The organism is Nonomuraea dietziae (assembly GCF_014195505.1).
GTDB lineage: Bacteria > Actinomycetota > Actinomycetes > Streptosporangiales > Streptosporangiaceae > Nonomuraea > Nonomuraea roseola.
The window spans coordinates 4,004,540-4,024,301 of record NZ_JACIBV010000001.1; the positions used below are offsets into that span (position 1 = coordinate 4,004,540).

A 19,762-nucleotide genomic window follows, 5' to 3' on the forward strand; every position below is an offset into this window, starting at 1 on the left:
GAGGGTCATCGGGTCAATGCCCTGACCTCCTCGACGAGAGTGGCGGCCTCGTCCACCGCTCGGGCCGAGAGGGCGGGCTCGTCGTCGGAGCAGGCCGCGAAGACCGCCCCCACGCGTTCGGCGAACCCCTGCGGCGTGATCTCCAGCCGCCCCGCCGACGCCACCATCCCCTTCTCGTTGATCAGCCACCGCCCCGCCCTGCCGTGCAGGGCGTGGCAGGCCACCCCCACGGCCTTGAACAGGCATCCGGCCGTGTACGCGGGGTCGTCGCCCTTGACTCCGTACCTGGCCAACTGGACGGAGAACTCCGCCTCCCACAACCCCTCGGCGAGCGCCCGCCCCAGCCGCTCGGGATAGGCCTGCGTCTCCTCCCGCAGCTCACCGAGCTCGCCCGTGGGATCCTCCAGCACCCTGCACAGCGCCACCTCCCCCGCGTAGGCGTGGGAGTAGAAACCGAGCGGATGGCCCGCCTGCGTGGCGACCTCGTAACGGCCCTGCCCGCAGTCCGCCCAGACGCGGCGCACCCTGTCCAGGTCGCGGTAGATCCAGTCGACCCGCTGTCCGCCGATCGTCAGCCAGCCGCCGCCGTTCACCCACGGCCCCCATCCGCCGGGCGCCGTCACCTCCGCTCCTTCGCCGCCCACCTGGGCCGCGAGCCGCCGCAGCGCCTCCACGTCCAGCGAGCCCCTGTAGTAGAGCCCGAGGTCGATGTCGGAGTCGGGCCTGTGCGTCCCTCTGGCCCTGCTGCCACCGAGCACCACCCCCGCCACTCCGTCGACCGCCGACAACCGTCCTGCCAGTTCCCGCAGCTTCACATCGTCCATGACGGACTATTCGAGCACGGGCTGCCGCCCGCCTGACGCGCGGACGGCGTGGAAGCCGGCGAGCATGACCGCCGTGGAGACCGTGACGAGCAGCAGCCGGTGGTCGACCAGCGTCACCATGGCGGCGCCCGCAGCGACGGACAGCAGCTGCGCGCCGCCGCCCAGCGCGTCGAAGGCGGTCGAGACGCGCCCCACGACCTCGTCGGGGCTGCGGCGCTGCAGCAGCGTGCGGACCGCGACGCTCGAAAGCGTGAGACTGGCCCCCGCGAGCGCCATCGAGGCGACCATCGCCGCCTCGGCCGACACCAGCCACATCCCGATCGCCAGGCCGTACAGGACGATGCCTACGCCGACCATGCGCAGCTCGCCCAGCGTGTCGACCGCGCGGGCGACGACGAAGCCGCCCGCGATGGCGCCCAGGCCCATGGCGGTGGAGGTGACCGCGGTGAACTCGGGCGAGCGCCCCAGGCTCTCGATGACGGCGAAGATGAGCGACTCGGTCAGCCCCGCGGCCAGGAACATCAGCACGAAGGCGCGGGCGGCGGACCTGATCTCTGGCTCGGCCCTGATGTGCCGCAGCCCCGCGGTGACCTCGTCGCGCCACCTGCCGAACGGAGGACGGGGGGCGGGAGCCGTCGTGGGCAGCAGCGCGAAGGCGGCAGCGGCGACGGCGAAGGTGAGCATGTCGAAGGCCACGGCCGCCCACAGCCCCGCGCCGGTGTAGATGGCCATGCCCAGCAGCGGCCCGAGCAGGCGGGCGCCGTGCCTGGCGGTCTGCAGGGCGTTGTTGGCCTGGGCGAGGAGCTCGCAGGGAAGCATGGTCTTCAACAGGCCGCTCAGGGCGCCGAAGATCGCGGTGTAGGAGCAGCCCATCGCCATGGACACCGGATACACCAGCCAGAAGGTCTCCTGCCCGCTCACCAGCGCCAGAGGCAGCAGCGCGACGGCGGAGACGACACAGGAGCCGATCAGGAAGCGGCGCCGGTCGACCCTGTCGATCACCATGCCGAACAGCGGCGCCAGGCACATCGGCGCGGTGAAGAAGAACAGCGCGAGTCCGGCCGCGCCGTCGGAGCCCGTCAGCTTCTTGGCCAGGATCGAAGGGATCAGCAGCAGGGACGCGTCACCCAGCAGGCTGGCGGCCATGCCCAGGAAGACAGGACGGACGTCTCGCCTGCCGAGGACGGCCCTCATCACAGCGACCCGGCGGATAACTCGGGCATGGCGTCCATTCCGGGAGGTGGGGGTCGGTCACCACCGAAACACGCGAAAACCGGGCGGTCAAGAACCGGCGGCGCCGCGCAACGCCCGGTAGAGCAGCCTGGGGTCGCCGAGGCGGTGACGCAGCAGCTTCTCCAGTCCGCCGATCGGCACGAGGTTCTGCGGCGCCCGCGGATCCTTGTAGTCGACCCCCGCCAGCGAGGGCAGCACCAGCGTGAGCGCGTCGGCCAGCCGTACCACCTCGTCGGCGGGCAGCTCCGCGCCCGCCTCGCACCTGGCGATGCCCGCCCACGGGGCGGCCGAGCCGACCGGCAGGCGGACGTACCAGGCGTGCCGCCGCCAGCTGGTGCCCATCAGGAAGACGGGGGTGCGCTGGCCGGGCGAGAGCGCCGAGACGACCGAGCTCTGCGGGCCGGGCAGGTAGGCGGCGTGGTGGGTCTTGATGTAGCCGACGGTGCGCGGCAGGTGGGTGCGCCCGCGCAGCGGGCCGTCCACGAGCAGCAGGTCGTCGCCGCGCGAGCGGTGGCGCACCGCGAGATCCACCTCGAGCTGCGTGACCTGCCGCTGGAGCGCCAGCGACAGCTCGTCCATGCTGGGCCCCGACGCCCTTTCGGCCCGGTAGGTGGCGTGAGGGGTCTTGACCTCGGGCGTCTGCGCCGAGGCGCTGAACAGCGCCCTGCCCACCTCCACTGCGGCCAGCGAGGCGCCCGCCGGGCCGCACTCGACGATGCCCGCGGCGAACGAGGCCGCGATGCCCGGCGTCGGCATCGGCGAGGACGGATCGTGGACCCACACGCGGGCGTCGATCCTGCGCACGCCGTCGGCGATCAGCAGCACCTCGGGCGTCTCCGTGCCGGGCGGCGGGTCGATCGGCTTCCAGTCGGCGGCGTCCCTCTCGACGTCGAGGACCAGCTCGGCGCTGGTGGGGCCCAGCTCGGCCAGCGCCTCGACGGCCAGCGCGGCCGCGTAGCCCGGATCCCACGGATCGACGGTGAACTCGGCGACGGCCGCCGTCATGGGCCCACCTTCCGCAGGTGCGAGCCCCTGGCGTCGCGCCCGATCTCGAAGCGCACCGGCACCCTGTCGGCCAGCGCGGGAACGTGTGTGACGACGCCGACCATGCGGTCCTGCCCCGCGGCGAGGCGTTCGAGCGTGGTGGCGACGGTGTCGAGCGTGGCGGGGTCGAGCGTGCCGAACCCCTCGTCGAGGAAGATCGAGTCGAGGCTGCGCGCGACGGTTCCCGACAGCGCGAGGGCCAGCGCGAGGGCCGCCTGGAAGGTCTCGCCCCCCGACAGCGTGCGGGCGCTGCGCCGCAGGCCCGCCTCGCCGTGGTCGATGACCTCGATGTCGCCCTTGCCGCCGAGCGCCAGCTCGTACTGCCCGTCGGACAGCTCACGCAGCGTGTCGGAGGCGGTGACGACGAGGAGTTCGAGCGCCTCGGCGCACAGCCACCTCTCGAAGGCGTTGGCCCTCAGCAGCAGGGTCAGCTCGTGCGCGACCCTGGCCTCCTGCTCCTTCTCGATCGCGTGCGCCTCCAGCGCGCGGGCGCGCTCGTGATCCTCCCTGACCCGCTCGAGCCTGCTCTCCGCGCGGGCGACGGCGGTGGCGATCGCGCCGCCGATCTGCTCGGGCGTGGCCTGCGCGGCCACACCGATCTGATGCTCGGCCAGCTGCGCGACCAGCCTGGTCCGCTCCCTCGTACGGCCCGCCTCGACCTCCGCCAGCTCGGCGTCGCGTTCGTTCAGCTCGGCCCTCGCGGCGCGTCCTGCCTGGTTGCGCCATTCGAGCAGCGCCGTCCACGCCCTGTGCAGGTCCTCCCGATCGACGGGCGGCGGCGCGCCGCCCTGCTGCACGCCGAGGGTGAGGGCGCGGTCGCGGGCCAGCTCCAGGTCGCGCCAGCCCTGCTCGCTCTTGCGCGCGGCGGACTCGGCCGCCCGCTGCGCCCTGTCCATCCTGGCGCGGCAGGCCCGTACGGCCTTGCGCGCCTCCGACACCACCTCGTCGGCCTTGCGCATGGCGGCCATGCGCTCCTCCAGGACGGCCCGATCGACGGGCGGCGGCAGCTCGGCGAGCCTGGCCGACAGCGCCGTGGCCTGCGAGTCGAGCATGGCGGCCTCGGTCTCCGCCTTGCCGAGCGTGGTCCTGGCGTGCTCGGCCTCTCCCCTGGCGATCGCCATGGCGCGCTCGGCCGTGCCGACGTCGGCCAGCTCCGGGTGGTGCGGCAGCTCGGTCAGCGGGCGCAGGCAGGCAGGGCACGGCTCCCCCACCGTCAGCCTGGCGGCCAGGTCGGCGGCGGTGTGCGCGTCACGGAGCCTGTCGCGCTCGGCCTCGGCCGCCGACAGCGCGCCGGCGGCGCGCCTCGCGGCGTCGGCGAGGGCCGGCAGCGCGGCGGCGGCTCTTTCGGCGGCCTGCCGAGCGGCCGACGCGGCGGTGGTCAGCCGCTCCCGTTCGTCCAGGGCGGCCAGGCTCTGGGCGAGGGCCTGCCGATCACCGAGCGCGGCCAGCTCGTCGTGGGCGCGGTGCTCGTCGGCCTCGAGGGCCGCGGCCTCCTCGGCCAGCGCCGCGACCGCGGCGGCGGCCTGCCTGGCGGTCTCGGCCAGCGTGGGCACATCGGCGGGCATGACGAGCGCCAGCAGCGCCTCGACCCTGGCGGCCACGCTCTCACGGTCGGCGCGGGCCCTGCGGATCTGCTCGTCACGGGCGCGCAGCAGGTCGAGGTCGACGCTCGCGGCCAGCGCGCGCAACGTCGCCACCTGGTCGGAGGCCGCCCGCTCGGCCGCCTCGTCGGCCCCCGCGAGCTTGCCGAGCTGGTCGCGAGCGAACGAGGCGGCCTGCTTGGCCGCCTCCTCCTCCCGCACGGCCCGCTGCCTGATGCGCTCGTAGACGTCGGCGTCGAGCAGCTGGACGAGCAGGTCCTGCCGCTCACGCGGCGCGGCGTGCAGGAACTCGGCGAAACGCCCCTGCGGCAGCACCACGCACTGCGTGAAGAACTTGTACTCGAGCCCGGTGACCCGCTGGATCTCGGGCGTGACGGCGTCGCCCTCGGCGACGGGCCGCAGCACCGCCTCCAGCACCTCGGCCAGCTCGCCGGCCACCGCGGGGTCGAGCTCGTCGAGCCTGGCCTCCTTGGTGCGGACCGTGCCCTTCGCGTCGCGTTGCAGCGCCCTGACCACACCATGGCGGCGTCCCGCGCTGTCGAAGACCAGCGCGACCTTGCCCGCGGCGGCCGAGGGGGCGAGGGCGTGCGAGATGACGTTCTCCTTGCCCCAGCGCGGCACCGTGCCGTACAGGGCGAAGCAGATCGCGTCGATCACCGTGCTCTTGCCCGCGCCCGTCGGGCCGATCAGCGCGAAGTAGTCGATGTCGGAGAAGTCGATGGTGACCGGCTCGCGGAAGCTGCCGAAGTTCTCCAGGTGCAGCAGCAGAGGGCGCATCAGCTCGTCACCTCGTCGTACAGCCGGTCGAACAGCCCCGCCACCTGGTCGTCGTGGCGGCCGCTGCTGCTGAGGTAGTCGCGGAACAGCTCGCGCGGGCTGCGCGTCGCGCTCGAGGTCTTGGGCGCGGCGCGCACGGGGCGGAAGCGCTCGTCGAGGGAGACGTCGAGCGCGCCCGGCAGCAGCTCGCGCACGGTGTCGGCCAGTCCGGGGCGCGCTCTCTCCTCGACGACCACCTTGAGCCACGCGTCGCCGACGTCCATGGCCTCGAGCTGCTCGAGGGTGCCGGTGACCGTACGCAGGGTGCGGGCCTGCGCGAAGGTCACCTCGCGCACCACGGCGGGACGGCCGGGCGAGACGTCGACCAGCAGCGCGCCAGGCGTGTTGGCCTCCTCACCGAAGTCGACCGCCACGGGCGAGCCGCTGTACCAGATGGGGCACGGGCCGGGGATCTGCTGCCTGCGATGCAGGTGGCCGAGCGCCGCGTACTGCGTGGAGGAGGGGAAGGCGGTCGCCTCGAAGTAGTAGGAGAAGATCGACTGCGCCTCGCGCTCGCCGCCGCCGAACGCGCCGCCTGGGAGCGTGCCGTGCGTGGTGACGACGTTGACGGTGTCGGCGGCGAAGCCCGCGGTCAGGGCGCCGATCAGCTCGCCGATCCTGGCGGCGTAGTCGCGGTTGTGCTCGGCGGCGGTGCCGGTCAGCACCTCGGCGGCGCGCACCACGTACCGGTGCGACAGGAACGGCAGGACGGCCAGCCGCACGGGCTCGCCCGTCCTGGCCGTGAAGGAGAGCGTGCCGCCGTGGTCGGGACGGCGGAAGGCGCCGACCACGTGGATGCCCAGCGCGCCGAGCACCGGGCGGTAGACCTCGAACAGCTGCGGGTTGTCGTGGTTGCCCGCCAGCACCACCACGTCGCGCCCGTCCTCGCGCAGCGCCATCAGCGCGGGCATCACCAGCGACTGAGCCTCGGGCGTGGGGGCGGAGGTGTCGAAGACGTCTCCTGCGACGATGACGGCGTCGACGTTCTCCTCGCGGGCCTTGGCGACGAGCTCCCGCAGCACCGCGCGGTGCTCGTCGATGCGGGAGCGGCCCTTGAGTACCTTGCCGACGTGCCAGTCGGCGGTGTGCAGGATCTTCATCGAGCTCCCATCAGAACGGCGGGATGTCGTCTTCGACGCCTGGCAGCCCGGCGAAGGGGTCGGCGCTCGGCGCCTTGATCGGCACCGCCTCCGACGGCCTGGTGGCCCACGCGGGGAAGGGGAAGGCCACGGCCAGCGGCACGGGGATCTCGGGCTGGGCGACGAACATCGTGCCTGGTTTGGCGATCGTGGCACGCTCCCTGACCGTCGGCGGCAGCCAGCCGTACTCCGACCTGGCGGCCTCGGCGGGGTCGAGCCGTCCCGCCACCCGCACCGCGCTGTTGGAGACGATGCGCCGCTCCACCTCCGAGGCGGTCTGCTGGGCGCCGATGAGGATCACGCCGAGGCTCCTGCCGCGCTCGGCGACGTCGAGCAGGATCTCCTTGATCGGGGAGTCGCCCTCGCGAGGGGCGTACTTGTTCAGCTCGTCCAGCACGACGAACAGCAGCGGGCGGGCCGTGCCCGAGCTCTCCTTCCTGGCGAACTCGCCGCGCAGGACCACGCCGACCACGAACCGCTGGGCGCGCTCGGGCAGGTTGTGCAGGTCGACGATGGAGACCTGGGCGTCGGAGGTGCGGATGGAGTGCGGACGCCCCCCTGCCACGTCGCCCCTGATGATCGGCGACAGCGGCCGGACCGCGCTGCGCAGGCGGCGCATGAAGGCGTTGACGGTGCCGAGCGGGGTCTGGGCGCCGGTCCAGGTCGTGCGGCTCGCCTCGTCCATGAGCTGCTCGCTGAGCAGCTCGACCAGATCGCTGAACGTGCGGCAGACCCTGCCCTCGCCGCCTTCACCGCCGGTGTCCAGCCTGATCGCGCCGGTGTCGCCCACCGGCCTGGCCCACGCCGCGAGCCTCGCCGCCACCTGACCGACCAGCAGGGAGTATCCGGCCCGCTCGTCGTCGGCGTCGGCGAAGACGAACCGCAGCAGCTCCTCGGCGCAGAACTCGGCCAGCGTCCAGTAGAAGGCGCTGACCCCGTGCGTGCGGGCCGCCACGTGCGGCACCGCGTTGGGGTCGTTCGGCCGGGGAGGGGCGAAGACGTGCACGCTGCCGAACGGCTCGGCGGGCAGGCCGAGCCTCCTGTACGTGGCCTCGGCCGTGGCGTCCAGGCGGGAGTTGCGATGGTCTAGGAAGAGCAGGTCCTCGCCCTTCACCGAGAAGATCAGCGCCTTGGTGTTGGCCGCCTCGTTCTGCAGCACACCAGAGTTGAAGATCGAGTAGATGAGGAACGTGGCGAACGAGGTCTTCGTCGCCACACCCGAGACACCCGAGATGGAGACGTGCGCGCCCCTGGTGCCGTCGAGGAAGTCGAAGTTCACGTAGAGCGGCTGGCCGTCGCGGCCCGTCCCCATGGGAACGCGCCGGTCCATGACGTCGAAGTAGAGCGCCTGGTCCCTGTCGCCCGACCCCGCCCTGTAGACCGGCGCGCCGGGCAGCGGGGGCACGAAGACCTCGGGCTCGACCCTGGTCACCTTGACCTCGGCCACCTCGACCACGGCGGCGGGCAGCGCGCCGTCGGCGATGAGGAAGACGTCGGAGTCGTAGGTGGCGCCCTCGTGCCTGGCCTCCACGGTCGTCACCACGCCCGCGACCAGCACCTGGCCGTAGCCGGGCACCTCCCGCCTGGTCACGACGACGTCGTCGAGCTGGATCACCCTGCCGGGTTCGAGCCCCACCCAGAAGGAGAGGGGCGAGGCCGCCTGCGTGCCAAGAACCCTGCCGACCGCCTCACCAGACGCGGCCGTCCCAGACGTAGCCGTGAGGCTCGTCACCCCGTTCTCGATCACTCAGCTCCTCCGCCCCAAAACGCCACCCATCGCAGCGTAATGCGGACAGAGGTGTGCGTCCGGCATCTCGAGCAACGGCGCGGAGCTTTGGCATGGCCGAGAGGGCGGCCGCGCTCCCGGTGGGTCCGTGTCGTCAGGGGGCTCGGTAGTCGGCAGCAAGGCCGATCATGGCGATCAGTCCCGAGGCGTACTCCAGCGCCTCCTTGTGTCCCTCATCGAAGGGCGGCTGGAAGCCGACCCCCTCCCACGTGCGGGTGGCGGGGTTCCAGATGTCGTTGCCCACCTCGAAGTCCCAGCCGAAGATCCCGAAGTCGTACCAGAGCTCGTCGGCGGAGTTGCCCGCGGCCGAGTACAGCACGTCCGTCACGGGGCCCGTCTGCTGCGGCCAGGTGACGGTGCCGCGTTCGGCGGCGATGGCCTCCTCGATCGTGCGGGCCGAGCGCAGGAAGTAGGCCTCCTGCGCCTTGGTCGGGCGCGGCAGGGTGAGGCGTCCCGCAGCCTGGTAGGCCCCGGGCGGCCACATGAAGTATCCGCCGTAGCTGTGCACGTTCATCGCGAACTTGATGTTGCGGTAGGTCCGGGCCAGCCAGATCACGTTTCTGCTCTCCGGCTCCGAGTGCTCGCCCGGCCCCGCGTACGTGCCGCTCAGGCAGTTGGCGGAGGCGCCGACGTAGCCGTCGAACAGGGAGCCGACGGCGTAGTTCCTGTTGACGTCCACTCCCCACGAGTGGCGCGCCGCCGGGTCGGCCTGGGCGGCAGGGCAGTGGTTGGTCATGTTCTTCCGCTGGAAGTTGTAGTCGTAGAAGCTGTAGTTCGCCCCGTCGGGGTTGACGGTCGGCACGATGAAGATGTCCGTGCGCTGCAGCAGTCTGCGGGTGGCGGGGTCGCGCGCGTAGTTGCGCAGCAGCCGTTCGGCCGTCTCGATGGTGACCAGGGGGGTCACCCATTCGCGAGCGTGCTCCTGGGCGTAGGCGAGCACGCCGGTGCGCGAGCCGTCGCGGTGCGCGCCGATGCGCAGCGCCAGCACCCGCGCGGGCTCGCGCGAGACGTCGGCCGGCGCCTTGAGGAAGTCGCTGAGCTGGGTGAGGGGCGCGGGGGCCACGACGCCCTGCCCGTCGTCCGTGCGGTACGGCGTGGCCTTCACCAGCGACCCCGCGCCCGCGTTGACGGCGGTGATCACCTGGGCAGCCGTGCTGGTGATCGCGCCGGAGGCGTCGGTGGCCAGGCTGACGGTGATCAGCTTGCCGTTCACCGTCACCTGGAGCGGCCTGCCCTGCGCGCCGGGATCCACGAGCTCCATCGCCAGGTCGTTGCCGCCCTCGGAGCCGTAGGCGAGCGAGGTGACGACGATCGCGCCGAACTGCGCCTGCGCGTGCCGCCGGTAGCCGTTGGTCAGGTACGGCAGCGCGATGACGTCGGTCAACTGGGGGAACTGCCTGTGCAGCGCCTTGACCCGCTCGTTGAGCTGGCCGGGCGGCATGTACTGGGTGATGAAGTCCTTGCGGTAGCCGGGGATCGTCCTGTCGGGCCTTTCGCCGTCAGGCCACTCCTTGACCCTGGCCTGGGCCGTCCCGCCTCCTGCCGAGGTCACGGTGACCCACGAGGGCCTGTCGGCGACCGGCGCGGGGGTGCTGAGCTGGTGTCCGAGGTAGGCGCCCGCGTCGGTGTAGGGCACCATCGGCACCGTGCCCGAGGCGCCGCCCCTGCCCCGCCACGCGGCGCTGAGCGTGGCGGTCGGACCGGCGCTGCTGGTGGCCTCGACCGAGAGGAAGTAGCCGTCGCGGGTCCTGAACCAGACCGCCCTTTCGATGACGATCTGGTCGGCGGCTGCCGCCTTCGGGGTCTTCGGGGTCTTCTGGGCGGCGGGGGCGCCCGCCTTCTCCACGCCGAGGGGGGCGAGCGCGGCCAGCCGGCCTTCCGACAGGACGGCGTCGACCTGGATGCTCCCGTCCGGCTGCGGCCGTACGCGCTCGGTCAGGTCCGCGCCGGTGGCCACGACCTTCTCCAGGGTGGCGGTGTCCGGGACCGAGATCGTGACCAGCGAGGTCACCTCGGGTTCCGGCGGCGCCCCTGCCGCCGCGGGCGCCGAGGGTGAGGCGGCGAGGAACGTGGTGATGGTTAACGAGAGGACAACTGCGGAAGCTCGTAAGCCACGCATCGGCCTTCCTCCTTGATCAGCCGTATGCCGATCAGTGAAAGCCGAAACGACGGGTCAGGCAAGACCCGGCGATGTGGGTAGAGATCGGCATGACCGAAGGGAGAGACCGGAGTGGCCATCAATGTCACCGTCTGGGGCGAGAACGTGCACGAGGAGCGGGAGGAGGAGGTACGGCGGCGCTATCCCGAGGGGATGCACGGCCAGATCGCGCGGGGCCTCGGCGACGATCTGGGTGAACGGGTCAGGGTGCGCACGGCGACGTTGCAGGAGCCGGAGCACGGGCTGACCGAGAAGGTGCTGGCCGAGACCGACGTGCTGACCTGGTGGGGCCACGCGGCGCACGAGGAGGTGAGCGACGAGGTCGTGGCCCGCGTGCACGAGCGGGTGCTCGGCGGGATGGGCCTGCTCGTCCTGCACTCGGCCCACTTCTCCAAGATCTTCCGTGTGCTCATGGGCACCACGTGCACGCTCAACTGGCGTGACGGAGGCGAGCGCGAGCTGGTCTGGACGATCGAGCCGAGCCACCCGATCGCGGAGGGAGTGCCGAACCCGCTGGTCATCGAGGAGCAGGAGACCTACGGCGAGCCGTTCGGCATCCCGGCCCCCGACGAGCTGGTGTTCGTCAGCTCCTTCGGCGGCGGCGACGTCTTCCGCAGCGGCTGCTGCTTCCGCAGGGGCAGAGGCAGGGTGTTCTACTTCAGCCCCGGCGACCAGGACTATCCCGTCTACTACCACGAGGGCGTGCGGCGGGTGCTGGCCAACGCCGTCCTGTGGGCCGCCCCCGTGGGCGGTCCAGGCGTGCCGCTGAGCAACGCCAACACCCCCATCACCTGGTAAGGGAGCCCATGACCTTCGACACCGTCACCGAGGACCGTCCCCTGCGCGCCGTCATCGCCGGCGCGGGTTTCATCGGCCGGCAGTGGGCCACCGAGCTGCTGCTCCATCCCGATGTCTCGCTGGTCGGCTGGGCCGACATCGACCCCTCGAAGGTGCCGGCCGGGCGCGGCGTGCCCGCGTTCGGATCCGTGACCGAGATGGTCGAGGCGGTGCGGCCCGACTTCCTCGTCAACGGCACGGTGCCGGCCGCCCACCACGAGGTCACGCTGGCCGCGCTGGAGCGGGGGGTGTCGGTGCTCAGCGAGAAGCCGATGGCGGTCACCTTCGAGGAGGGCGCGGACATGGTCGCCGCCGCCGACAGGGCGCGCCGCCTGTTCATGGTCAGCCAGAACCGCCGCTATCTGCCGGGCCTGGTCGCCTACCGGCGCACGGTGGCCGAGCTGGGGCAGCTGGCGATCCTGACCTCGGAGTTCTACATCCCGTACAAGAGCGTCAAGTTCCTGGAGGATCTGCCGCATCCGCTCATCCAGGACATGGCCATCCACCTGTTCGACGCGGCGAGGGCGATCTCGGGGGCCGATCCCCTGTCGGTCTACTGCGAGTCGTTCAGGCCCGCCGCCAGCTGGTACACCGGTGCCTGCTCGGCCACGGCGATCTTCGAGATGACCGGCGGCCTGCGCTACGTCTTCAGCGGCAGCTGGTCGGCCCCCGGCCTGCAGACGTCCTGGACGGGCAGCTGGCGGGCGATCGGCGCGCGGGGCACCGCCGTGTGGGACGGCGGCTCGGTGATCGGGGCCGAGGGGGTGACCCCCGTGGAGCTCGAACCCGACCCCCACCAGGCTCGCGACAGGTTCCCTGGGCTGGCCTGGGCGTTGGAGGAGTTCGTCGGCGCGCTGCGCACCGGCAGGCCGCCCCAGGGCGAGGGTCACGACAACCTCGCCAGCCTCGCCATGGTGACCTCCGCCCTGGAGTCGGCCCTCAGGGGCGAACGGATAAAGTGCCCTCTCTATGGAGCTACGTAACAACGTGCGCGGGCAACGACCGTGACCGCGTACACCATCCCGGGCATGCACGTGCGGGAGCACGTCGCCGACGTCCCGCTCGACTGGGCCGAGCCCGGTGGCGAGAGCATCACGGTCTTCGCCAGGGAGCTGGTCGATCCCACCCGTAAGGACGACGACCTGCCCTGCCTGCTCTACCTCCAGGGCGGTCCAGGAGGGAAGGGCCCGCGGCCGCTCGGGCCCTCGGGCTGGGTCGGCCAGGCGCTGAAGACGCACCGGGTGATCCTGCTCGACCAGCGCGGCACGGGCCGCAGCTCCAGGGTGGACGGCCGGCTCATGTCGCGCTTCGAGACGGCCGAGCAGGGCGCCGCCTACCTGTCGTGCTTCAGGGCCGACTCGATCGTGGCCGACGCCGAGCACCTGAGGAAGACCGTCTTCGGCGGCGGGCGGTGGTCGACGCTGGGGCAGAGCTACGGTGGCTTCCTCACCCTGACCTACCTGTCGCAGGCGCCCGAGGGGTTGAGCGCGTGCTACGTCACCGGCGGGCTGGCGGGCCTGGAGGCCGACGCCACCGAGGTCTACCGGCGCACCTATCCGCGGGTCGAGGCGAAGAACAGGGAGTTCTACCGCCGCTACCCGCACCACGTGAAGACCGTGGCGGCGCTGGCCGACCGCCTGGCCGAGGGCGACGTGCTGCTGCCCGACGGCGACACGCTGACCGTGCGGCGGCTGCAGTTCCTCGGCCTCGACTTCGGCATGAAGCCCGGCTACGAGCGCATGCACTGGCTGATCGAGGAGGGCCTGACCACAGGCTTCCTGCACCAGGTGCTGGCCAGGACCTCCTTCGGCGACAACCCGCTCTACGCCGCGATGCACGAGAGCATCTACGGCTCGGGCCAGGGCCCCACCGCCTGGGCGGCCGAGCGGGAGCGGGCCGCGCACCCGGCGTTCGCCGAGACTGCCAGGCCGCTGCTGTTCACCGGGGAGATGATCTATCCCTGGATGTTCGAGGAGATCCGCGAGCTGCGGCCCTTCCGCGGCGCGGTCGAGGTGATGGCGGCGCGCGAGGAGTGGCCCGCGCTCTACGACCTGGACCGGCTGGCGGCCAACGAGGTGCCGGTGGCCGCCGCGGTCTATTTCGACGACATGTACGTGGACTCTGGCCTGCAGCTGGAGACGGCGGCGCGGATCGGCAACGCCGAGGCGTGGGTGACCAACGAGTACGAGCACGACGGCCTCGGCGACGACAGGGTCTTCGCCCGGCTGACCAAGCTCATCGACGAGCGGGGCGGCGGCCTCAGAGGGTGAGCGCGGGAGAGGTGCGCCGCGCCTGCCGGGCCCCGCGCCTGCGCGGCCCTCTGCCCTCCGCCAGCACGCCCGCCGTCGCCGCCAGCAGCCAGGCGGCGGTGAAGGCGACGAGCCAGCTCCACCCCGCCGTGCCGTACACGATGCCGCCCATGGTGCCGCCGACGCTGCTGCCGACGTAGAAGAAGAGCGTGTAGAGGCCCGAGACCTGGCCGCGGGCGCCCTGCGGCGCCTCGGCCGCGGCCCACCCGTTGGCCACGGCGTGCGCGGCGAAGAAGCCGCCGGTCAGCACGATCAGCCCTGCCACCACCATGGCCAGGTTGTCGGGGATCGTCAGCAGCGTGCCCACGACGGTGACCAGGAGCGAGGCGACCAGGACGGCGCGCTTGCCGTACCTGCCGACGAGCCTGCCGGCGGTGCCCGAGGAGAGCGTGCCCGTCGCGTAGGCGAGGAAGACCAGCGAGGCGATGGCGGGCGCGAGGCCGAGCTCGTGGATGAGCCTGAACCCGGCGGCGTTGTAGACGGCGACGAAGGAGCCCACGCCCGCCGCCGCCACGCCGTACTGCGCGAGGAGCACGGGGCGGCTGAAGGCGGCCCGCAGGTTGAAAGCCGCGCGCAGGCCGCCGCCCCGCGCGGCCTTCTGACGCGGAGGTGAGGCGGGCAGCGTCAGGACGGTGACCACCGCGCACACCGCGGAGAGCCCCGCGACGCAGGCCAGCGCGCCGTGCCAACCGAGCGGTTCGGCGACCAGGCCCGCCGCCAGCCTGCCCGCCATGCCGCCGACCGAGTTGCCCGCGATCATCGCGCCCACCGCGGCGGCCACGCCCGCGCCGCCGAGCAGTTCCATGAGGTACGCCGCGGCGACGCCGGGAAAGCCGGCGATGGCCACCCCCTGCAGGGCTCTGAGCACCAGCAGGCTCTCGAAGGTCGGCGCGAGGGGCAGCAGCAGGCCCAGCACCACCGAGGCGATCACGGAGACGAGGATGATCCGCCGCCTGCCGACGACCTCCGACAGCGCGGCCACCGGCAGGACGGCGACGGCCAGCGCGCCCGTGGCCACGCCGATGGCGAGGGAGGCTCGTCCGGGGTCGAGGTGGAAGTCGGCGGCGAGCTGGGGGAGCACGGACTGCGGGGCGTACAGGAGGGCGAAGGACGAGATGCCGGCGGCGGCGACGCCGACGGTCACCCGAGGTGCGATAACCACACCCAAGAAACTAAGCAAAGCTAATAAATACGTCTAATACCGCTATATGCAAAAATTCATACTGTGATGCATGAATTGGCGCCCAACCTCGAGTTGCTGGCCGCGATCAGGGAGACCGAACACGTCACGAGGGCCGCCGAGCTGCTCGGCGTCCCGCAGCCCACGGTCAGCAGGCGGCTCGCCGCGCTGTCGGAGGCGGTCGGCACGCCGCTGGTCGTCCCGCACGGCCGCGGCATCAGGCTGACCAGGGCGGGCCGCACGCTGGCCGACTCGGCCGCCCGGGCGCTGGCCGTCATGGCGACAGGAGTCCGCGAGGTGCGCGAGGAGATCGACCCTGCCAGCGGGCGGATCGTCCTCGGCTTCCTGCACCTGCTTGGCCGCTCGCTCGTGCCCTCGCTGGTCTCGGGGTTCCGCGAGCGCCATCCGCTCGTGCGCTTCAGCCTGGTGCAGGGCTCGCGGCAGGTGATGCTGCGCCGCCTGCGCGAGGGCGAGATCGACCTGGCCTTCGTCGCGCCCCTCCCCTCCGGCGACCAGGACCTGACCGGCGCCCCGCTCGCCGCCCAGGAGCTCGTGCTGACCGTGCCCGCCTCGCACCGGCTGTCCAGGCGCAGGAGGGTGCGCGCCGCCGAGTTGGCCGACGAGGACTTCGTCACCCTGGAACAGGGCTACGGCGTGCGCCAGATCACCGACGACCTGTGTGCGGCGGCCGGGTTCCAGCCCAGGATCGCCTTCGAGGGACAGGAGTCCGACACGGTGCGCGGCCTGGTCACCGCCGGGCTCGGGGTGGCGCTGCTGCCGAGATACGGCGCCGCGCCGCTCCCCGGCGCCGTCGAGATCCCGCTGTCTCCCCCGCTGTTCCGCACCATCGGCGTCGTCAGGCCCGCCCAGCTCACCCCGCTGGCCCAGGCCTTCCACGACTACGTGCTCGCCGAGACCCCGGACCTCGGCCTCGAGTTCACCCCGGCGAGGTCTTCCCACGGGGCGGGAAATTCGTTATAACAACCTAACGACCTGATGAATCAGGAGACCCCCCATGAAGACCTCGACGATGCGGACGGTCGCGGTGAGCGCGGCCTTGGCGATGGTGGCGGCAGGGTGCGGCGGCGGTGGCGACGACGGCACCCCGGCGGCCACGAAGATCTCTTTCCTCACGCACTGGGGCCCTGACCAGGTCAAAGCCCTGGAAGCGGCCGCCCAGGCGTTCCAGAAGCGCAACCAGGGCGTCACCGTCGACATCAGGGCCGTCCCGTTCGGCAACCTGCTGTCCACGCTGCGCACCCAGGGCTCCAGCCCGAACGGCCCCACGATCGCCAGCGTCTACGACCTGTGGCTGCCCGAACTCGTCCGCGACGGCCTGTCGGGCGACATGCCCGCCGACGCCGAAGCGGACCTCGCGGCGAACTGGCCCAAGAACCTGGTCGAAGGCGTCACCAAGCAGGGCGGCCCGCGTGGCTACCCCAACGAGGTGGACCTCTACGCCCTCAACTACAACAAGAAGCTGTTCAAGGAGGCGGGCATCGCCGCGCCGCCCAGGACGTGGGCCGAGCTCGAGGCGGCGGCCGCGAAGCTGACCAAGGACGGCAGGCAGGGCTTCGGCGTCATCACCAGCTGGCCCGCGGGCGTCGTGCACCCGTGGCTGTCGCTGGTCAACTCCAACGGCGGCAGGCTCCTCGACGGCGCCGTCCCCAAGCTCGACGACCCCAGGACCCTCGCCGCCGCCCAGCTCTACTCCAGGCTGGTGAAGTCGGGCGCCACCCAGGCCAAGATGAGCAACGCCAACGCCAACACCACGGGCCCCTACCTCGACAACTTCGTCAACGGCAGGACCGGCATGATCATCATGGCCAACTGGTGGCAGGGCGCGCTGAAGGAGGCGATGGGCGAGCGCTACCAGGACGTCGGCGTCGCCCCCATCCCCGTCGGCCCCGACGGCGCCACCAGCGCCTCGGTCTCCTACTCCTGGCTCACCGTGGTGAACGGCAAGGCCGACCAGGCCAAGCAGCAGGCCGCGTGGAAGTTCCTGACCTTCCTCAACGGCAAGGACAGCGGCAGGAACGGCTCCTCGGCCATGGGCGACATCCTCACCTCCATGGGCATCCTGCCGAGCAGCATCAGTGACCTGAAGGCGCACCAGGCCGAGCTGTCGGACCCGTTCCTGTCGGTGTACGTGGCCGAGCTGGCCAACGCCGTGCCCTTCCCCTCGGTGCTCGGCGGCGAGGCGATGAGCCAGGCCGTGCAGAAGCACGTCGAGAACGTCGTCTTCGGCAAGGAGACGCCCGAGGCCGCCATGGGCGCGGCGCAGCGGGAGGTCGCCGACATCCTGACCAAGGCAGGCACGTGACGCGGCACGCCAGGAGCATGGCGGCCGTGGCGTTCCTGTCACCCGCCATGCTGGTCATCGGCCTCTTCACGGTGGTGCCGATCGGGCTGACGTTCTGGATCAGCCTGCACGAGTGGTCGATGTACACCCCGCTGGGCGAGATGTCGTGGCGGGGGCTCTCCAACTACACCGACCTGCTCGGCGACGAGGGCTTCTTCACCGCGCTGGTCAACACCGCCGCGTACGTGGCGCTCGTCGTGGCCGTGACGCTGCCGCTCTCGGTGGCGCTCGGGATGCTGCTCTACTTCCCGAGGGTCATGGGCAAGGCCGTGGCCAGGGCGGTGCTGTTCTCGGCGTACGTGGTGCCGACGGTGGCGATCTCGATCGTCTGGGGCGCGCTCTACGCGCCCGACTACGGCCCGCTGTCGCAGCTGTTCGCCGCGTGGGAGCCCACCTGGCTCAGCGCACCCGACACCGCCCTGGTCTCGCTGGTGATCTTCCATGTCTGGCAGATGACCGGCTACTACACGGTGCTGGTGATCGCGGGGCTCACCCAGATCCCCTCCGACCTCTACGAGGCGGCCCGCATCGACGGCGCGGGGTTCTGGCGGCAGACCCGGCACGTCACGCTGCCGCTGCTGCGCCGTACCACTGTCTTCATCGGCCTGGTCGCGATCATCAACGCGATCCAGGTGTTCGACCCCGTCTACATCCTCACCCAGGGAGGGCCCGCGGAGAGCACGGCCGTGCTGTCGTTCGCGATCCAGCGTGCCGCCTTCCAGCACGGCATGGCGGGGCAGGCCAGCGCGATGGCGTTCACGCTGCTGGTGCTCCTGGTGGCTCTCGGCGGCGTGTTCCTCGCCGCGGTCAGGAGGCGGTCATGAGGCGTGCGCTCGCCGCGGCGGCGATCGCGCTGGTCATGCTGCCCGCGCTGTTCCCGCTGTACTGGATGGTGATCTCCAGTCTCAAGGGGCCCGAGGAGCTGCAGTCCATCCCGCCGACCTGGTGGCCTGGCGAGCCGTCGTTCGGCGCGTTCGCCGAGGTGTTCGAGGCGGTGCCGTTCGGCACGGCCTTCCTCAACAGCCTGCTGCTGGCGGGCGTCGCGACGCTCTCGGTGCTGGTCACCAGCGTGCTGGCGGGGTACGTCTTCGCCAAGCACCGCTTCAGGGGGCGCGAGGCGCTGTTCTGGGGCGTGGTCGCGACCATGTTCCTGCCGCCGGTCCTGACGCTCGTGCCGCTGTACTGGCTCGTCTCGTCGATGGACCTGGCCGACACCTATCTGGGCGTGCTGCTGCCGTGGCTGGCCAACGCGTTCGGCATCTTCCTCATGCGGCAGTTCGTCTCCGACGTGCCCGACGAGCTGCTGGACGCCGCGCGCATCGACGGCGCGGGTGAGCTGCGCATCGTGTGGCGGGTGGTCACGCCGCTGCTGCGGCCGGCCGTGGTGAGCCTGGCGATCTTCTCCTTCGTCTTCTACTGGAACACCTTCATCTGGCCGCTGTCGATCCTGCAGGACGACGCGAAGTTCCCAGTCGTGCTGGCCCTGAGCCAGCTGCTGAGCTACAGCACCTCGGTGCAGTACCAGAACGTGGTCATGGCGGGCGCGCTGATCGCCTCGCTGCCCACGATCGTGGTGTTCCTGCTGGCCCAGCGCGTCTTCGTGGCCTCGCTGTCCAGGACGGGGGTGAAGGGATGAGACACGTCGGCTTCGACGTGGGCGGCACCCTGCTGCGGGTGCTGGCCGCGAGCGACGGCGTGCGCGGCCCGGTCGCCAGGCACGAGGTCCCCCGCTCCTACGAGGCGCTGCTCGACCTGCTCACCGAGGTCACCGGCCCTGGCGCGGACGCGGTGGGCATCGGGCTGCCAGGCACCTCGGCGGAGGGGACGCCGGTGTTCGTGCCGGCGCTGCCGTGGCTGGAGGGCCGTCCGCTCGCCCGCGACCTGGAGGCGCGGCTCGGCGCCCCTGTGCGACTCGGCCTCGACGGCCATCTCACCCTGCTGGCCGAGTCGATGGAGGGCGCGGCCAGGGGCAGGCGTTCGGCCGTCCTGGTCGCGGTCGGCACCGGCATCGGCGGCGCGCTGCTCGTCGACGGCAGGATCTGGCGGGGCGCGCACGGCAGCGCGGGCTCGTGGGGCTGGCTGCAGGGCGAGCCCGAACCCGCTCCCCTCGCCGCCGGGTACCCCGCGCACGGCGGGTTCGAGCGGGCCGCCTCCGGCTCCGCGCTCGGCGGGCGGGGCCCGGAGCTGGTCGCCGCCGCCCGCGAGGGCCGCGTGCCCCCCGAACTCGAGGCCCATGCCGTACGGCTGGCACGCGGCATCGCCGCGCTGTCCAGCACGCTCGACCCGGAGATCGTCCTGGTGGGCGGCGGCATGGCCGACGCGATGGACGTGCTCGGACCCATGCTGGCTGTCCACATCGAGCGGTTCGCCTCCCCCGACGGGCGGCGGGTGCCGGTGGTGGCGGCGGGGCTCGGGTCGGGCGCGGGAGTCGTGGGCGCCCTGCTCGCGGCTGAGATCGGGGAGGACTGGTGAA

At 72.1% G+C, this 19,762-nt stretch carries 16 protein-coding genes; 8 read left to right on the forward strand and 8 right to left on the reverse strand.

The genetic code is table 11. The annotated features are described in order from the left end of the window. Positions 1 to 5 precede the first annotated feature (5 nt). The 7 genes from FHR33_RS18990 to FHR33_RS19020 form a co-directional block, all read right to left on the reverse strand. A complete protein-coding gene (locus FHR33_RS18990) occupies positions 6 to 824 on the reverse strand; it encodes a nucleotidyltransferase domain-containing protein (RefSeq protein WP_183649420.1) in 819 nt (272 codons plus the stop codon). Positions 825 to 830: 6 nt separating this feature from the next. Next, on the reverse strand, positions 831 to 2,018 hold the full coding sequence (locus FHR33_RS18995) for an MFS transporter (protein WP_183649423.1): 1,188 nt from the start codon (positions 2,016 to 2,018) through the stop codon (positions 831 to 833). Between the two features lie 87 nt (positions 2,019 to 2,105). Next, a complete protein-coding gene (locus FHR33_RS19000; protein ID WP_183649426.1) occupies positions 2,106 to 3,062 on the reverse strand; it encodes a hypothetical protein in 957 nt (318 codons plus the stop codon). Continuing rightward, positions 3,059 to 5,479 carry an AAA family ATPase gene (locus tag FHR33_RS19005; RefSeq protein WP_183649429.1) on the reverse strand — a complete coding sequence of 807 codons (2,421 nt, stop codon included), beginning with the start codon at positions 5,477 to 5,479 and terminating at the stop codon, positions 3,059 to 3,061. The genes FHR33_RS19000 and FHR33_RS19005 overlap by 4 nt, the downstream gene beginning before the upstream one ends. Then, the gene (locus tag FHR33_RS19010; RefSeq protein WP_183649432.1) at positions 5,479 to 6,618 is read right to left on the reverse strand and encodes an exonuclease SbcCD subunit D; all 1,140 of its coding nucleotides are present in this window, start codon (positions 6,616 to 6,618) and stop codon (positions 5,479 to 5,481) included. Before FHR33_RS19010 ends, FHR33_RS19005 begins: the two co-directional genes overlap by 1 nt. 10 nt (positions 6,619 to 6,628) lie before the next feature. Beyond that, positions 6,629 to 8,404: an ATP-binding protein gene (locus tag FHR33_RS19015; RefSeq protein WP_246452009.1), complete on the reverse strand. Its 1,776-nt coding sequence runs from the start codon at positions 8,402 to 8,404 to the stop codon at positions 6,629 to 6,631. A gap of 133 nt (positions 8,405 to 8,537) precedes the next feature. Further along, a complete protein-coding gene (locus FHR33_RS19020; protein WP_183649435.1) occupies positions 8,538 to 10,562 on the reverse strand; it encodes a M14 family zinc carboxypeptidase in 2,025 nt (674 codons plus the stop codon). 111 nt (positions 10,563 to 10,673) lie between these two features. Here FHR33_RS19020 and FHR33_RS19025 point away from each other — a divergent pair, with 111 nt between their 5' ends. From FHR33_RS19025 to FHR33_RS19035, 3 genes are read left to right on the forward strand one after another with little or no spacing between them, the layout of a single operon-like run. Continuing rightward, positions 10,674 to 11,399 carry a ThuA domain-containing protein gene (locus FHR33_RS19025; RefSeq protein ID WP_183649438.1) on the forward strand — a complete coding sequence of 242 codons (726 nt, stop codon included), beginning with the start codon at positions 10,674 to 10,676 and terminating at the stop codon, positions 11,397 to 11,399. A gap of 8 nt (positions 11,400 to 11,407) precedes the next feature. Further along, positions 11,408 to 12,421 carry a Gfo/Idh/MocA family protein gene (locus tag FHR33_RS19030; protein WP_183649441.1) on the forward strand — a complete coding sequence of 338 codons (1,014 nt, stop codon included), beginning with the start codon at positions 11,408 to 11,410 and terminating at the stop codon, positions 12,419 to 12,421. A gap of 45 nt (positions 12,422 to 12,466) precedes the next feature. Next, positions 12,467 to 13,708, forward strand: coding sequence for an alpha/beta fold hydrolase (locus tag FHR33_RS19035; RefSeq protein ID WP_183649443.1), 1,242 nt, complete (start codon positions 12,467 to 12,469; stop codon positions 13,706 to 13,708). On the opposite strand, the gene FHR33_RS19040 is transcribed toward FHR33_RS19035, so the two are convergent. Beyond that, positions 13,698 to 14,909, reverse strand: coding sequence for an MFS transporter (locus FHR33_RS19040; RefSeq protein ID WP_312895609.1), 1,212 nt, complete (start codon positions 14,907 to 14,909; stop codon positions 13,698 to 13,700). The two genes, FHR33_RS19035 and FHR33_RS19040, sit on opposite strands and share 11 nt — an antisense overlap. A 66-nt stretch (positions 14,910 to 14,975) precedes the next feature. Here FHR33_RS19040 and FHR33_RS19045 point away from each other — a divergent pair, with 66 nt between their 5' ends. The 5 genes from FHR33_RS19045 to FHR33_RS19065 are packed head-to-tail and all read left to right on the forward strand — an operon-like array spanning position 14,976 to position 19,761. Then, a complete protein-coding gene (locus tag FHR33_RS19045; protein WP_183660168.1) occupies positions 14,976 to 15,908 on the forward strand; it encodes a LysR family transcriptional regulator in 933 nt (310 codons plus the stop codon). 34 nt (positions 15,909 to 15,942) lie between these two features. Beyond that, on the forward strand, positions 15,943 to 17,250 hold the full coding sequence (locus FHR33_RS19050) for an extracellular solute-binding protein (RefSeq protein ID WP_183649446.1): 1,308 nt from the start codon (positions 15,943 to 15,945) through the stop codon (positions 17,248 to 17,250). Next, on the forward strand, positions 17,247 to 18,113 hold the full coding sequence (locus FHR33_RS19055) for a carbohydrate ABC transporter permease (protein WP_183649449.1): 867 nt from the start codon (positions 17,247 to 17,249) through the stop codon (positions 18,111 to 18,113). Before FHR33_RS19050 ends, FHR33_RS19055 begins: the two co-directional genes overlap by 4 nt. Beyond that, the gene (locus FHR33_RS19060; protein WP_183649452.1) at positions 18,110 to 18,925 is read left to right on the forward strand and encodes a carbohydrate ABC transporter permease; all 816 of its coding nucleotides are present in this window, start codon (positions 18,110 to 18,112) and stop codon (positions 18,923 to 18,925) included. The genes FHR33_RS19055 and FHR33_RS19060 overlap by 4 nt, the downstream gene beginning before the upstream one ends. Beyond that, positions 18,922 to 19,761: an ROK family protein gene (locus FHR33_RS19065; RefSeq protein ID WP_183649455.1), complete on the forward strand. Its 840-nt coding sequence runs from the start codon at positions 18,922 to 18,924 to the stop codon at positions 19,759 to 19,761. Before FHR33_RS19060 ends, FHR33_RS19065 begins: the two co-directional genes overlap by 4 nt. Position 19,762 lies beyond the last annotated feature (1 nt).

Coding starts and splice junctions, on each gene's coding strand:
- FHR33_RS18990 (WP_183649420.1), bottom strand. CDS start 824: ATGGACGATGTGAAGCTGCGGGAACTGGCAGGACGGTTGTCGGCGGTC.
- FHR33_RS18995 (WP_183649423.1), bottom strand. CDS start 2,018: ATGAGGGCCGTCCTCGGCAGGCGAGACGTCCGTCCTGTCTTCCTGGGC.
- FHR33_RS19000 (WP_183649426.1), bottom strand. CDS start 3,062: ATGACGGCGGCCGTCGCCGAGTTCACCGTCGATCCGTGGGATCCGGGC.
- FHR33_RS19005 (WP_183649429.1), bottom strand. CDS start 5,479: ATGCGCCCTCTGCTGCTGCACCTGGAGAACTTCGGCAGCTTCCGCGAG.
- FHR33_RS19010 (WP_183649432.1), bottom strand. CDS start 6,618: ATGAAGATCCTGCACACCGCCGACTGGCACGTCGGCAAGGTACTCAAG.
- FHR33_RS19020 (WP_183649435.1), bottom strand. CDS start 10,562: ATGCGTGGCTTACGAGCTTCCGCAGTTGTCCTCTCGTTAACCATCACC.
- FHR33_RS19030 (WP_183649441.1), top strand. CDS start 11,408: ATGACCTTCGACACCGTCACCGAGGACCGTCCCCTGCGCGCCGTCATC.
- FHR33_RS19035 (WP_183649443.1), top strand. CDS start 12,467: ATGCACGTGCGGGAGCACGTCGCCGACGTCCCGCTCGACTGGGCCGAG.
- FHR33_RS19045 (WP_183660168.1), top strand. CDS start 14,976: ATGCATGAATTGGCGCCCAACCTCGAGTTGCTGGCCGCGATCAGGGAG.
- FHR33_RS19050 (WP_183649446.1), top strand. CDS start 15,943: ATGAAGACCTCGACGATGCGGACGGTCGCGGTGAGCGCGGCCTTGGCG.
- FHR33_RS19060 (WP_183649452.1), top strand. CDS start 18,110: ATGAGGCGTGCGCTCGCCGCGGCGGCGATCGCGCTGGTCATGCTGCCC.
- FHR33_RS19065 (WP_183649455.1), top strand. CDS start 18,922: ATGAGACACGTCGGCTTCGACGTGGGCGGCACCCTGCTGCGGGTGCTG.